Source organism: Enterococcus sp. DIV1328a (assembly GCF_050536905.1).
Classification (GTDB): Bacteria; Bacillota; Bacilli; order Lactobacillales; family Enterococcaceae; genus Enterococcus; species Enterococcus faecalis.
In genome coordinates, this window is record NZ_CP172912.1 from 1536223 (window position 1) to 1551577 (window position 15355).

Genomic DNA, 15355 nt, shown 5'->3' on the forward strand with positions numbered 1-15355 from the left:
GTTTTCAGATTAAATCAACGAATCACTAAAAAACTAAATTAACTGCGAAAATCAATGACCATGCGCCCGCGAATTTTTCCTTGTTCCATTTCTTCAAAAATAGCATTAATTTCTTCTGGTTGGCGTGTTTGACAAACAGGAACAACTTTTCCTTCTGCACCGAATTGGAAAGCTTCGCTTAAATCTTGACGGGTTCCAACTAACGATCCGACTACGTGAATGCCATCAAGAACAAGACGTGGAATAGATAAATCCATTGTCTCAACAGGCAATCCAACGGCGACAACCGTTCCTCCCGCACGGACTGCATCGACTGCGCCATTAAATGCTGATTTAGCTACCGCAGTGACTACTGCTGCATGAACACCGCCAATTTCTTTTTGAAGTTGTGCAGCAAAATCAGGATCTTTAACTGGATTAATTAAAAGATCAGCACCCATTTCTTTCGCAAAAGTTAACTGATTATCATTCACATCAACAGCTACTACTTTTGCATTAAAGACATGCTTGGCATATTGTAAAGCTAGATTACCTAGCCCACCTAATCCTGAAATCATTAGCCATTGACCTGGACGAATCCCAGATTCTTTTATCGCTTTGTAGGTTGTTACCCCTGCACAAGTAATAGAGGAAGCTGGCTCTGATGCTAAATTTTCTGGCACTTTCACTGCATAACCGTCTGTGACGATGCATTCTTCGGCCATGGCACCATCAACTGTATATCCAGCATTTTTTACTGAACGACAAAGCGTTTCTCGACCAGAAGTACAATATTCGCAATGCCCGCAGCCTTCATAAAACCATGCAACAGATGCACGATCACCAATCTTTAAACTAGTAACGTCTTTTCCAACCTCCGTCACAATCCCAATTCCTTCGTGACCTAAGGTACAACCGCTAACATCGCCAAAATCTGCATTCTTAACGTGTAAATCCGTATGACAGACACCACAGACTTCCATTTTCAACCGCGCTTCATTATCTTTCAATGGACGCGATTCTTTTTCAACAATTTTTGTTGTTTTTCCTTTTGCTGCGACAATTGCTTTATACATGGTTCTTTCCTCCTTGTTTCTATTGTGAATCATTGAACAATAATAGTATAATACTACTTTCCAAAATAAGGAACACCAATGACTTGCGTAAATTAACGCTAATTTGACAATTTATCCTTGCTAGACAGCTATTCTTCCCTTATGTCATAGATAATTCATACTGGCATGATTTTTTCTGCATAATTGTCAACTATTTTAAAGGCAGGTTTTACAACCTCATTTTCCCCTTCTTTTTTCCTAAGATATAGCAGACGGTACCTAAAATAACTAGAATTAAAAAGGCCATGAGGTACTTAAGCCAGTGAAGGTTTTTGGCTTTATGATCAACAGAACGCTTATTATACTGATCAGCTTGCTTCTTGTTTATCGTGAAATCCTTTGAGAACGTCCAGTTCCCCTCATGATTTTTCAACTTAATGGTATAGGTATAGTCTCCAGGTTTAAACGAATCTTTCAGTAAAATAGGTAGGTCAAACCTTGTGTTTGGTGCAAAACTAAGATTATTTTTCTTTTCGTGAATGATCGTTTTGTTTGTTCCTTTTTCTTTAACAAAAAAATCTCCTTCGACTTTTGACAATAACTTCCGCTGTGGATTTTTAATTTCCATCGAAACAGTATTGTGGCGGTTAATTTGCCCAATTTTAACAGAACCACTTTCCAATTTTGCAGGTATGGTCTCTGCTGTTTCATTCACCCGAATAGCAATCGTATGCATATAAACATTTTGAATCCCACCCTTGCTCTGGTCCCCAGCTATCTCTACAGGTCGAATCGTCACTCCACCTAATAAAATTCCTGAGAACAACTTTTCTGGCATCGTTATTTGAAAATCAATCGTTTGTGATTGTTTACCAGGAACACTAATATCCTTCCTATTAGGACTAATCAAATCACTAAGTACCAAACTCATCGATGGATCTTTTTCAAAGCTACTTTTTGTATAGTCAACTATCCCATTACTATTTGTTGTTGCTGTATTTACCTGAACTTTAAATTTTTGAGGGTTCGGCGTAGTATTGGTTATCGTTAATTTGAATGTATCTTTTTGTTTCGGAGTTAATGTCATATCAAAAAAATTACTGGTTTTGTTATTTTGAGTTGCTCCGAAAACGGGTGTGACTGTATACGCATTCGCATTGTCAATTGTTGCTGAACTATTGGTATTAGACGGCTCTGCCCAGGCACGCATCGCTCCACCTAAACAGAGAATAGTCAATATAAAAAGTATCTTTAAAATTCTTTTCAATTTATCTGCCTCGTTTTCTTACATCGTTTTATGTTAAATTCTTAGGCGGGTGCTCCATCGATGGCATTCCAGACGATGGTCCCAGAGTAGGTATTTGCAGCAATACTTTTAGGTATATTTAACGTTGCATTTAAATCGGCTGTCGTGACAGTGTCTGATAAACGGATATCACTTTTATCTAGCGAAATAATGGTTGAAGCATCTGTGGTTAAATCAACGCCCGTAAAGGTACCTTTTTCAGAAGATCCGTCAGGTTTTTTAGTGTCTAAATGAAGTGTCATTCCGTCTAAGCCAGTAACACCTTTTCCTTTATCTTCTAAATTCGCTGTCAGATACCAACCTGTATTCGTTGTCCCACGATTATCATTAATGATAAGTTGCGACTTACTTTGATCTGGTTGCGTATGATCTTGGCCGTCTTTTGTCACCGTCCCAAAGTTAATTTGTGCTAATGGTGTAATGGTTAATCCGCCACCTAAAACCGACACATTCGCTGTGGTATTGGTATTATCAGCCGCATTCACAGTTTGTTGTCCAATTAAAAAGATTCCCGTTCCTAAAGTGACAGTTAAACCAATTATTTTTTTATTCATTATTTTTCCTCTTTTCTTTATAAAGTCCGACGATTAATGTACCTCCGAGTACCACGATTCCTAAAAGCGTCTCTTGAGACGTAATCTCGTTTGTTTTTGGTAAAAAATTAGGTTGTCCTCGTGAAGTTGGCATATCGTTAGTCTGAGGTATAAGCTCATTGGGATGTGGAACAATATCCTCACTCTCTTTCACTATTACCATGACTTTTGTGCCAGCTTGTGCGTCAGTTGTCTTGTCTTCAGCTTGTGCTTGAATTGGCAAACCAAGAATAAAGGCAACAAACAATAAATCATAGATAAACCATTTCACAGCTATTCCCTCTTCCCTTACGGTGTTGCTTCTAAGTTCCAAATTAACTGAGCTTCATATTTATCAGCAGGTGTGACTTTTGAAATAGTTAATGTGGGCAATAATTGTAATTTCGTCAAAACTTTTTTATTTTTGATAGATTGGTTACTTACATCAGCTACTAATTGTTGCTCATCGTTAACCATAATATTTTGCTCAGTTGTTACATAATCGACTGACTTTGGATTTAGCGTGAGATCAAGCCCTGCGTCTTTCCACGCTTGTGTTTTCTGATCATTTAAATTATAGGCTACTTCAAGCTGCCAGCCAGTTGTCCGATTAGGATCCCCCGTATCTTCAATGTTCATCTCACAACTTTTTAATGTCTGTGTTTGATCTTGGCCATTAAATTTTACGTTCTCAAAAGGCATTAGTTGTTCAGATAAGTGATAAAAGTCTAGACGATTAGAGTAATAGTAGGTCCAATCAACGGTAATATTTTCACTAAAACCTACTATTTTAGAGATATCATAAGTAATTCTATAAATGCCCGCTACTTCATCGTTTACCTGCTTAGGCGTATAGCGAATCGTTATCTTACTATAAGGAATGGACTGTCCATCATTATCTGTTGCACTATCAAAAAGACGTTTTGGATCGAAGGGCGTCCCTACAGAAAAGCTGCCGTTATGTGCACCAATATGAGCTGAAGAGGGAATGACTTCTAGTGCAGTCTGCGCCTCTAATCCTAGGTAGTTATAATCAATTTCATATTTACCAACCACTTTTGTATCCACCGCATCTACTGGGACTTTTTGCTCTCCGTCCAGTTTATATATGGTGACACTTACGTCTCGAAAATCACCTTTTTTACCATCTGGTGTTTGTAGGCTAGTCACTTCACTTTCTGGTTGCCATTGAGTATATTGATAAACCGTATCTTGAGATTTAACTTTAATTTGCGCTTGATCAATGTGCACAGCTAAACTTTTCTCATTTGAGTAGCTTTTAGATGTATCATCAACATCAAGAATTCTAAATGTTAATGTGTAATCTCCTGAAGTTGGTAAAGCATCTGCTAAACAGTTAAAACTAACGCAATCATCTGTGACTGGTAAATTTTTTAAATCTTGCTCCCCAATTTTATGAAAATCAGTTTGGGCAGCACCTGAAATTTTTTCTTCAATCTGAACTTTTCTAGTTGTCGGAGCCTTAACGGTTAGTTCTACTGGTATCTTTTGTTGCGGGTGAAATGTTGTTTGACCTTTAACAAAAGCTGCCTTTTCTAAACTTGGCACTTGGTATGGATCTATTGTGACGCGCATATATGTTTTATCTGTGGGCTCTGAAGAATCCGTTCCTGGCGGATTGACTAACGGCAGCCCACAACCATCTTTGCCACTAAACAAATAAGTTGTTAACCCGTTTTGTTGTTGTGAAGAGACATTCACATTGGCCTTAGGATCAACTGTGTGAGTATGAAAATTAACTACGCGCGCAAACCGTTGAGCAACATACCCATCTGTCCAATTAAGCGGATTGTCTTGTCTTTGGTTCATCGTAAACTTTGGTGATAAAAAATCCCCTGGTAACATCGTTTTGCTTTCAGGTATTTCAGGATATTTAGAGGCATCTTGGGTATTGTAATTGGATAATGGATTGTCTTTATCGCCGCTGTCCCATGGCGAGATATAAGAAGACCAAGTAGCCACTTTCCCAGTGATTCCAGTGATAATTTGATGATTCAAATTATTTGGATCTTGCTTTGCTGCTGCCGCTAAACTTGTCGCACGTAACCACATATCCGAACTAAACAATAGCCAATTATGATTAACCGTATTCGTTGTATCTGATTCGTAAGTTCGACCAAAAAAATCTGCCGACAACGAAAATTGATCACTTTCAGTACCATCTGACAAAACATTTGATACTGGTAAGCGATGTTTCGTTAAATTTTTATTGAGGGAATAATCCTTTGAATCGCCATCCTTCATTAAAGTAGCAACATCTAAATCAAAATGAAGTTCAAATTTTATGGCCGATTTGTCAGGTTCATGTCGCCAAATTTCATAAAGTTTAGTAAAAGAAAAATTAATAGTGTCCCCCCGTTCACAAAACATCACCTGATGCTCAGTATCAATTCCGCTATAATCTTGATCAGGATCACCCCATCCCGGTGAACCATCTTCTGAAGAACCGTTAAACGTCCGCATTCCTTTTGTGTTAACAATTGGTATTTGTGTGTTTTTTTGTCCACTAATTGAATAAAAATTTTCTGGATTATCCGCAAAAGCCTTGTCATAAGCCGCTTTAAAATTATCTGCACTTATATTTTCTGGCAAATGAAACATCAGTCCATATTGCATTCCTACAGTACCAAAAGAAAGAAACTTCAATGCTTCTGTATGAGAAGTGTCCACTGTTCCGTATAATTTTACGTGTAATTTTCCTCCAAATGATCCATCAGGACCACCACCACCGTCATGGCTTATCTCCATTCCATAAGGTAAATCAGTTCTCAAATCAATGGCTATCCCTCCCGCTTGATAGAGCGAAGCTGCCTCGCATTTTTGAAAATGCACGCTCAAAAAACAAGAAATCGATACCAATAGTAGACAAGAGTAAAAGAAATAAGCAATGCTTTTTTTTCTTTTGTAGGTTGGCATTTTCATTTTTAATTGTTCGTTGATTTTTTTCATTGCTTACTCACCTTGACCTTTTTTGGAATTAGAAACTAAATAATAATTATTCTAACTACTGCTAGCTTATCAACATTGAAATTGCTTTGCCACACACAATTAATGTATAAGGCTGTACATTAATTGTGATGGCCGCTTCTTATTGCGCTTGTGTTAACATATCAATACAAAAATTTAAAGAAAGTAGACTACAATGAACCTAAATTTTACTTTTGGAGGTCCATAACATGTTTCCATCCTACCTAACGAATGAGCTAGAAATTTTATTTTATATAGTGAAGCGAGCTCATACGTCATTAAATGAAATTTCTTCCAATTTAAAAATTTCAAAAAGAACGGTCAAAGAAAATCTGATAAAAATAAATCAAGAATTCGAGGATACTTATCAAATCCAACATTTTATTGTCTCTAACAATAATGGCATTGTTTGTGTAAATCCAGCGTACCGAAAAAGCGCGGTCGAATACGCCTACACGTTAAAACTCAATCTTTTAAAAAACAATGTACAATTTAATTATTGCGTACAATTGGTCACACATTCTTCCATTGATAAAAACGAATTAATTAAAGTTTTATATATTTCTGAACATTATCTGGTAAAAATCACGAAACAACTGAATAACTTTTTTAAAATTTTTGATATAGTAATCGTTAGTATTAAGGGTATTTATCAATTAACTGGCAATGAATTATCGATTCGAGTGTTTTCTTTCATTTTCCTACAAGATTCCTTTCAAGAATTGGCTTGGCCTTTTTCTAAAATAAGTCTTGAAGAAATAAAAAAAAGTCTACCCGATGAACTTCTTGAACGATCCTATAAAAATGTCCGAATGAAGAAAAGAGCGTTTTATATTTTATATGCGATATTTAAAACTAGAACAAGTGCACAAAACTTCTTAAAGATGCCGCACTCTAAAAACCTGCATTCTTTTTTTATTCTGATCAATCAATACAGTCATGTGACTTTATTTTTTCTTGAACACTCTTTCGCTGACATTCAATGCGAAACAAGAAAAACTGAAATTTTATACTTTAATTTTTTATCTCGCATTTTTATTCCTTATATCTTTTCGGAAAAGCAAACGAAACAAATAGAAAAATTATTTATAGAATCTAACCATCCTTATTGTGTCTTATCAAAAAAATTATTTAAGCAAGTAGCCTACTTACTGACAAATCAGCATGATTATCAATACGTTTACTACCTTTCTATTTTTAATGCTTGGTACTTTTTAACGGAGGGCAATTATTATACTTTTTTAACACTTTATTTACCGCAGCCAGAAATTTGTACTCCGTCAGATGTGGCATACTTTAATCGAATAAAACGAACGGTGGCAAAATTAGTTCACCAAGAAACGCATTTAGAGTTACTCAGTCAACTGCTTTACACATTGTCTGTGTCCGAAAAAAAAGTACAAGTGAGAATCTATTTACAAATTATCAAAGATTTTTATGCAAGTTATTTTATTAAAACACGGTTATCCTCCTTATATAATACAAACGCAATCTCTATTACCGAAGACTTCACAAATGCGGATATCATCATCACAGATTCCTTCGAAAAAGCTACTTCTAATCAAGATATTTTCTACTTAGATTCCATTGAAAATGAAGAAAGTTGGCATGAGCTTACAGAATTTATTCAACAAAAATATATGGCTAAACTTAATGTTGGCTTATGATTGTGAGTTTTCTTAAAAAGAGCAAATTTGAAAAAAAATTTTAGAGGTGTATACTAGCAGAGGAATAATTTTTTAGCTTTTAATAAATTTTTAAAGAAGGAATGTTTTGTGAAATTATCTATCAAAAAATTTTTTGAGGTCTTCTTAGAATCGTCTTGGGCGTATAGTCGTCCTATACTAACTTTTGATACAAGACAGAACTGGTTTGCTCTTGTTCTTAGTATCATTATTGCAAATGCTGTTGGTGCTGTTCTAACAATAGTCTTTCCTTTCGCTTTTGTTTTAGTAAATGTTGGTAGCTTTTTGGGCACTGTAATTTGTGTCTTGCCACGACATGGCTCTCCACAAAGAAGTGCCATAGATGGTATTTTAATGATTTTTCTTGGTGCCAGTCTGGGGATACTTTTACAGTCGTCAAGTATATTCATTATTTTATTATTCGTCCTTGGTTTGTATTTTTCAGGGATTGTAAGAAACTTTAGTATTGGTCTGTATATTCGATGTCTCTTTGGGACCATTTCTTTACTAGCTGGTGCGCAATTAAAAGGCAATTTGTCTATTGGTCAAACTTTTGAAGGTCTGGGTGCAATAATTTTAGGTATGTCCATCCTTTGTTTGTTCTATTGTCTTTATTCTAAGCCGCAAAATAATGAAGCACGAAAATTAGTAGCCGATTTATATGAACAATTATATTTATTAGCACAAGGAAAACCCGCACGCTATGTCCATTTCAGAATAAAAGTACGCGAATCTGTTGAAACGATGCCATGGGTCAATCATCAAAAAACACCATGGATTTATCCCTTGGTTTCACAAGCAGATGCAATTGCAGGCTCGTTAGATTCAACCAATGCAGCTGAAAATCTTCCTGCTTTAAAAGCAATTCTACTCTTTTTAAAAGGAGAACAATTAACCCTGCCTCTTCAAGAATTTGCTTCAGCAAACACCGAAATAAAATCAGCAATCCTTTTGATACAAAACAAACAAACCTCTAAAAAAATCTCATTTAAATCTTTCTTACCCACAAAAGAAGGACTTGCAGAAGCCAAAGAGATCCTTCATTCTTACAAAGGCAGCTCTGCTAGATTCGCAATTCGTTTAGCTTTAACAGGTTTAGTGTGTCATTTTTGTTCGCTTATACTTAATTACATGTACCCTTTGCCTTTAGCTAATCACGAATTCTGGGTAGTTATTTCTGGTTGTTTAATGGTTATGCCAGGTTATCATGGTACACTCGGTAAAATCACTTCAAGAACTATTGGTTCTATTTTAGGTGGTTGTTTAGGCATCTTTTTGTCTCAATTAATTGCTAACTTAACAAACCTAAATCCTTTATGGCCAATGCTATTGTCTTGTTTGCTAGTTATATTGTATGAAAGCGTCCGTAAATTAAGTCAAGCATTTCTAATGCTAAGTGTGACCACTTGGTTAACTTTCACATTAGGTGGTAGTTCTGCAGGCTATACAAGAGTTTTTGATGTAATTATTGGTGCGCTGATTGCTTTTGTTATGTTTTTTATTTTCCCAACATGGCATAGTCAAGTATTACGTAAAAATATCAATAGTTGGTCAAAAACGATCAGCTCTATTTTGCTAGCGTTAATCAATGAAGAGACCACGTTACCAAGTGATGCTTGGGTACTAGCTTATCGAGTACAACGTAGAGTAAACTATTCTATTCAAGAAATTGTTCTTGAATCTCCTATTTATAGTAACGATGCCTCTGCTGAAAGCTTAATGCAACAAAAACAACTAAATGATCAACTGTTGGAAATGCAAACTGCTATGGAAGAGCTTCTTTTAGAACTTATGAAAACACAACACTACTTAAAAAAATTAACGCCAGTTAGGCCGGACACACTAAACACTGAGTTATTTAACTATTCACAGCAAATACTTTCACTCACGAATCCCAAAAATAATCGACTAATCAACCAGTCCAAACAATCCATTTATTTTCCTCAAATTGAACAATCACTGGTAATCTTAAAAAATTCTACAGCTAATTTCTTTTTAGCAAATATCAAATGATTAAATAGACAAAAAGCCTAGGAAAAATCCAAAGGGAATTTTTCCTAGGCTTAAAAGTTAATAAACTACTGGCAGAGTAATCAATGAAAACAACCGACCTAATCGAGCAGAAAACTTGGTTTTTGTAACGGAATACCCCTGTCCTGACTCCGTTACACCGACTCAATTTTATAAATTTATCTGTCTAACATTCACAAAAAACTTTTTTTCAGTTTCTGTGAGGATATCATTCATTCGGCCAGATTTAAATCCTTCTAAGTCAAAAGTTACATAATTAAATCCTTGTTTTTTAAGATAATCTGCAATTTTTTCTCTGTTTTCTAATAACAGAGAAAGTTTGTCTTCTGGAATTTCAATCCGTGCTAAATCATGATGTGCTCTGACACGGACAATTGGAAAACCTATTTCCCGTAAATATTTTTCACTAGCAAATACTTGATCAATAGCTGAGCGTGTTAACTTAATGCCATAAGGAATTCTTGAAGCAATGCTACATGAGGCAACTTTACTCCAATTGGAAATACCTGCGTCTTTAGCAAGTTGACGTATTTCAATTTTATATAATTTAGCTTGTTGTAGCGGACTGATGACCCCTTCTTGATCTCTTGCTCTTAATCCAGGACGAAAGTCAGTATTATCATCCATAATCATCCCATCGGCCAGAACATCAAATCCCTCTTTCTGAATAGCCGAACGAATAGTTTTATATAATAATTTTTTACTGTAGAACCAGCTATTAGGGTTATTTGCAACAATTCTATCATCCGCTAATTCGCTCATTTCAAGGCCTAACACATTTGCTCCCAACCCATTAGCTAAATCAACCGCTTTATCAAACTCATCATCAGAAAATAATTCTGAATTTACAACAACCGCAAGTACATTTTCAGCACCTAAAGTGTCCAAAGCTTTTTTTAGCAAGTAAGAGCTATCAATTCCACCTGAATATGCAACAGCCAACTTATCCATTTTTTGTAATTCGCGAACTAAATTTTGTTCTTTCGTTTTCATGACAGACATTTAAACCATCTCCTATTGATTTTCTTTTACATAATTAATTATAGACATCTCCACATTAGAAAAAATCACGATTCATAGTATCAATTATTGTCAATATTTGTACACTTAATACCGTTTTAAATGTTGTAACAAGTTAGCATTGGCTTCTATCTCTTCCTTTGAGTACCTTGTGACAGCCGAATCAAACAATAAAATGGAATCAGCTTCCTCGCAAATACTCAAATAGTCATGGGTGGAAAGGATAATTGTTTTACCAAGTTGATGCAGATTTTTTATTATCTTTTTAAATAATTTTTCCGATTCTTTTGTCAACCCAGCAAACGGCTCATCTAATAAATACACGTCTGGATTCATTACTAACAGACTAGCAAAAGCCACTTTTTTCTTTTCTCCTCCCGATAATTGATAAGGCACTTGATTGCTTAAATGGGTAATTTTTAATAAATTCAAACAATCATTAATTCTTTTTGCTGTTTCATGCTCGGATAGTTGGAGCTGTCTAGGGCCAAATGCCAATTCGTCATAAACTGTTGCATTAAATAATTGTGTGTCCGTCTCTTGAAATAATATACCCAAATGAGCATAATACTTTTTTTTATGAATAGGGTCTTTTTTCCAGGCCGTTAATGATTGTTCCATAAAATAAATCGTTCCCTCGGAAGGTTTTAAAAAACCTGCGAGCAAATTTAAAAAAGTGGATTTTCCACTGCCGTTATCTCCCATCAAAACCAGATATTCTCCTCTGGCTATTTCCAAATTACAAGGCGAAAAAACAGGCTTCGTTTGATAGCGATAAACCAAATGATTTACTCGATACATATTAGTTCCTCCCTAAATAAAGCAACCCCCCGAAAAATAAAAGATAGGCAATACTAACCAAAAAATCTTTCGTTTTTAATGGTTGCTTTACTCGATAATATTGACCAGTATATCCTCTTGCTTCCATCACCATGTCCAACTTTTTCCCATACGTAAAAGATTTTAAAGAGATAAGACTGATTAAATTACTACCCGTACTCAACTGGATATTCCCACCAACTGCTCTAGCTTCTACAGCGGCAAGCAGTTGGATTAAGAGATTTCCAAAGAAAAAGATATATTTAATCGTAATATCTAATTGTAAAAGTATTATATTCGGAAAATGAAAGATTTTTAATGCTGCTATAAATTGATTCATGTTGGTTGTTTCCATATATTGACTAATCACTATGGCTAAAAAAAACAAATGAACAATAAATAATAAACTAAATTGACCTAAAAAAAAGATCGGTAAATAGATAATCAGCGGCATCAAAATGAGGATACTAGCTTTTTTGACAATGTTTCGTAGAATAGTTGGTTTTTCAACTAAAAGTAACATGCCTAGGTAGATGCCTAAGAGCCACAAAACAAGAACTTTTTGTGCTGTGCTGATTAAAACAATTAGTAAAAAAGTACTGATCAGTTGAATTGCTGGGTGTATATCACTGAGAATAGTCTTATTGCGTTTCCCACTCACCTGAAATTTATTTAATAAAAAAAGGATTCCTTTTCGATTTTTAAGCATAAAGGTTTCTTTTTTATTAGGTTCAAAGGACGTGGAAGATTCTTTCATCCATTCAGGCATCAACTTTGCCTTCTTCCATTAAATAAACGAAAAATGAGTAAAAAAACGATTATGGCTGTTACGCCACTTAAAATATACCCAAGTGCTAATGGCAGTCCTGGAATAAAGTAATCACTGAAAAGTGCATGAAATGAAAAACCATTCACCATACCTTTTGGTTGTACTGCAGGTAAATGATTCTGTTTTAAATTCTTGACTAATTCAGATAAATCCCATTCACCCCAAGCAGTGGCATGATCAATCAAACCTAATGGACATAAAATTACCATAACCAATAACAGTCTCTTTAATCGCAACAACGGAGTCCTTTTCTTCTTTTCTTCGATAAAAATTGCATCTTTTGACACACTTTTTACAAAATTATAGACACACACGGTGAAGAGACCTTCAACAATTCCTATTACTAACAGATGGACACTCATCATTGCTGGTATAGTTATAGAAAGACCATATGGGTTATAAAGTGGCGTACCATTCGCTTCATGGAATAGTAAGGGTTGGATACCTAATAATACAGAAGTAGAAAATGCCGCCACATTTACACCAAGATACCCAGCTAAGAAAAGACCCATTGTTTCAAATTTTTTTACACGCGTAACTAGCTTATAAACTCCATATCCCACGAATGGCATCACAAACGCCATAGAAAAGGCGTTTGCACCAAAAGCCAATATACCACCATCACCAAATAAACAAGCCTGTAATAGTAAAGCCACCGAAACAGACAGCGTCGCGGCCCAAGGTCCCATCAATAATGCGATGAGAACAGCCCCAACAGCGTGCGCAGTTGTTCCACCAGGTACTGGCAAATTAAACATCATTATTAAAAATGACAAGGAGGAGGAAATCCCTAACATGGTCCCTGTATCCTTTTTTAATTTAATTTGAACGTCAACTTTTTTTACAGCGCGGTACCAGACGGGTACCATAATCGCGCCCATCACTGCGCAAGTTTGTGGGCTTAAATAATTTTCTGGAATATGCATGTTCGTCAGACTCCTATCTTATCGATCAATATAATCAGCTAAATAACTTTGATCGTAAATCACAATTTTTTGTTTTTTGATATCGATGACTTTTTCCTCTTTTAAATCATGGATAATTCGGTTTACGCTATTTCTCGTTGAAATCCCGCAAAACCCCGCAATATCCTCATTAGTTACTTGAAAATCAATTAATATTCCTTCCTCTGTCTGTACACCAAACAAATCAATTAATTGGTAAATAAAAGTACAAACAGCCCCTTTCTTACCATTCATTGTCATATTCTGTAAGGAACTAATACTCTCCGATAATTTTGCTCGGTAGTAATCCCGTACATAATCTTGAAGAACAGCATCTTCTCTAACATATTCCCAAAATACAGTCCTTGGTATCCGATAAAAGCTAGCCTCTTCCGACTCAATGCGGATATTAAAAGGAGCAGATGTATAATTTGATACTTCATCACGTAACAATGAAATAATGTCAGGAGACACAATATACGACAGATTAAATTCTCGTCCATCCTTTAAAATAATACTCGTCTTAACGACCCCTTTCTTTAATACATAGGTGTACGCTTCCTCCAATCCATGATAAGCGAGATAAGTATGGCGTTTTTTTTTGATAATCGGTGTCTTCTTTCTATCTAAGAAAGCTGTAAGATAATCTGACTCCATAATTGTCACTCCTTTGACTAAGTTTCTGTTTGATTCGTTAACTATTATAAACACTCTCACCAACCTTTTGTTAGCAAATGTTACCCACAATAAGGACTGTGTGATTCCTAAATTTCATTATACTTAGTCTCGTAAAATATTACTTAGGAGATGATTGCTATGGTAGAAATTAACCTACCTTATGACAAGAAAATGATTACTGCAAGAATTCCCGATAAAAATTTTATTGGGCTTCTCGAATCAAAAGCTGAACATTTTTCAAATCCATATACTGAGAAAGAAACAGTCGAAAAATCGCTGGACAATCCTATTGGAAGCCTTCCATTAGAAGAATTAGCTAAGGGTAAAAAAGACATTGTCCTCATTAGTTCCGATCACACACGTCCCGTTCCTTCACATATTATCACCCCAATTATTTTGCGTAGAATTCGTTCAGTGAACAAAACAGCTAGAATCCGGATTTTAGTTGCTACAGGCTTTCATCGCCCTTCTACACGAGAAGAACTGATTAGCAAATATGGTAAAGCGATTGTAGAGAATGAAGAAATCGTTATGCATATCTCTACTGATGATTCCTCAATGGTCAAAATCGGTCAACTACCTTCAGGGGGCGATTGTATCATTAATCGCATTGCAGCAGAAGCAGATTTACTGCTGGCCGAAGGGTTTATTGAATCACACTTTTTTGCAGGATTTTCTGGTGGACGTAAATCTGTTTTACCTGGAATTGCTTCTTATAAAACCATCATGGCTAACCATTCTGGAGAATTTATTGATTCCTCCAACTCACGGACAGGAAATTTAACGGATAATCCGATTCATAATGACATGGTCTACGCTGCCGCTAAAGCGAATCTAGCTTTTATTGTTAATGTCGTTTTAGATGGTGACAAAAAAATTATTGGTTCCTTTGCAGGCGATATGGTTGAAGCGCATAAAGTTGGTTGTAACTTTGTAAAAGAAATTGCCCGTGTCAAAAAAATTCCTTGCGACATTGCGGTTTCAACGAATGGCGGATTTCCACTTGATCAAAACATTTATCAAGCAGTTAAAGGGATGACCGCTGCAGAAGCAACCAATAAAGACGGCGGTGTCATTATTATGGTCGCTGGGTGTCGTGATGGTCACGGTGGTGAAGGTTTTTATGAAAATATTGCCAATGTTAAAAATCCAAACGAATTTTTAGAAGCAGCCATCCATACACCACGATTAGAAACCGTGCCAGATCAATGGACTTCGCAAATTTTAGCGCGAATTTTAGTTCATCATCATATAATTTTTGTTTCAGATCTTGTTGATCCTGAGCTTATCACTTCGATGCATATGGAAATAGCAAAAACGTTTGATGAAGCGTTAGAGCGAGCATTTGAAAGAGAAGGTCTAAATGCAAAAGTGACTGTGATTCGAGATGGCTTGTCTGTCATTGTAGAATAATGATCCTTGAGAAATCAGGAATAAGGAGCGTTGTAT

General features: G+C 35.7%; 12 protein-coding genes and 1 pseudogene. 3 read left to right on the plus strand and 10 right to left on the minus strand.

Annotated features, from left to right (window positions below; genetic code table 11):
• Window positions 1-38 precede the first annotated feature (38 nt).
• The 5 genes from adhP to IGL93_RS07420 all read right to left on the minus strand — a co-directional run bounded on the left by adhP (window position 39) and on the right by IGL93_RS07420 (window position 5882).
• Window positions 39-1055, minus strand: a complete 1017-nt coding sequence (adhP, locus tag IGL93_RS07400; protein ID WP_002374623.1) for an alcohol dehydrogenase AdhP — start codon at window positions 1053-1055, stop codon at window positions 39-41.
• 208 nt (window positions 1056-1263) lie between these two features.
• Complete coding sequence (locus IGL93_RS07405) at window positions 1264-2244, minus strand: DUF916 and DUF3324 domain-containing protein (RefSeq protein ID WP_025189216.1); 981 nt, start codon at window positions 2242-2244, stop codon at window positions 1264-1266.
• 98 nt (window positions 2245-2342) lie between these two features.
• The gene (locus IGL93_RS07410; RefSeq protein ID WP_002357217.1) at window positions 2343-2894 is read right to left on the minus strand and encodes a hypothetical protein; all 552 of its coding nucleotides are present in this window, start codon (window positions 2892-2894) and stop codon (window positions 2343-2345) included.
• Window positions 2887-3246: an LPXTG cell wall anchor domain-containing protein gene (locus tag IGL93_RS07415; protein ID WP_016618298.1), complete on the minus strand. Its 360-nt coding sequence runs from the start codon at window positions 3244-3246 to the stop codon at window positions 2887-2889. The genes IGL93_RS07410 and IGL93_RS07415 overlap by 8 nt, the downstream gene beginning before the upstream one ends.
• Window positions 3222-5882: a bacterial Ig-like domain-containing protein gene (locus IGL93_RS07420; RefSeq protein WP_033789336.1), complete on the minus strand. Its 2661-nt coding sequence runs from the start codon at window positions 5880-5882 to the stop codon at window positions 3222-3224. The genes IGL93_RS07415 and IGL93_RS07420 overlap by 25 nt, the downstream gene beginning before the upstream one ends.
• Window positions 5883-6109: 227 nt before the next feature.
• On the opposite strand from IGL93_RS07420, the gene IGL93_RS07425 reads away from it, so the two are divergent.
• Both IGL93_RS07425 and IGL93_RS07430 read left to right on the plus strand, forming a co-directional pair.
• Entirely contained in the window at window positions 6110-7567 is a 1458-nt protein-coding gene (locus IGL93_RS07425) for a helix-turn-helix domain-containing protein (protein WP_010710266.1), read from the plus strand.
• A 108-nt stretch (window positions 7568-7675) separates the two neighbouring features.
• Window positions 7676-9598: an FUSC family protein gene (locus IGL93_RS07430; RefSeq protein ID WP_010775912.1), complete on the plus strand. Its 1923-nt coding sequence runs from the start codon at window positions 7676-7678 to the stop codon at window positions 9596-9598.
• A gap of 184 nt (window positions 9599-9782) precedes the next feature.
• On the opposite strand, the pseudogene larE reads toward IGL93_RS07430, so the two are convergent.
• From larE to IGL93_RS07455, 5 genes and pseudogenes are all read right to left on the minus strand, one after another.
• A pseudogene (gene larE, locus IGL93_RS07435) lies at window positions 9783-10618 on the minus strand (ATP-dependent sacrificial sulfur transferase LarE).
• 105 nt (window positions 10619-10723) lie between these two features.
• Window positions 10724-11437, minus strand: a complete 714-nt coding sequence (locus tag IGL93_RS07440) for an ABC transporter ATP-binding protein (protein WP_002361995.1) — start codon at window positions 11435-11437, stop codon at window positions 10724-10726.
• A gap of 1 nt (window position 11438) precedes the next feature.
• Window positions 11439-12224, minus strand: a complete 786-nt coding sequence (locus IGL93_RS07445; RefSeq protein WP_002394539.1) for an energy-coupling factor transporter transmembrane component T family protein — start codon at window positions 12222-12224, stop codon at window positions 11439-11441.
• Window positions 12224-13210: a cobalt transporter CbiM gene (gene cbiM / locus IGL93_RS07450; RefSeq protein WP_002361997.1), complete on the minus strand. Its 987-nt coding sequence runs from the start codon at window positions 13208-13210 to the stop codon at window positions 12224-12226. Before cbiM ends, IGL93_RS07445 begins: the two co-directional genes overlap by 1 nt.
• A gap of 18 nt (window positions 13211-13228) precedes the next feature.
• Window positions 13229-13885 carry a Crp/Fnr family transcriptional regulator gene (locus IGL93_RS07455; RefSeq protein WP_002361998.1) on the minus strand — a complete coding sequence of 219 codons (657 nt, stop codon included), beginning with the start codon at window positions 13883-13885 and terminating at the stop codon, window positions 13229-13231.
• Between the two features lie 159 nt (window positions 13886-14044).
• Here IGL93_RS07455 and larA point away from each other — a divergent pair, with 159 nt between their 5' ends.
• A complete protein-coding gene (larA, locus tag IGL93_RS07460) occupies window positions 14045-15319 on the plus strand; it encodes a nickel-dependent lactate racemase (RefSeq protein WP_002361999.1) in 1275 nt (424 codons plus the stop codon).
• Window positions 15320-15355 lie beyond the last annotated feature (36 nt).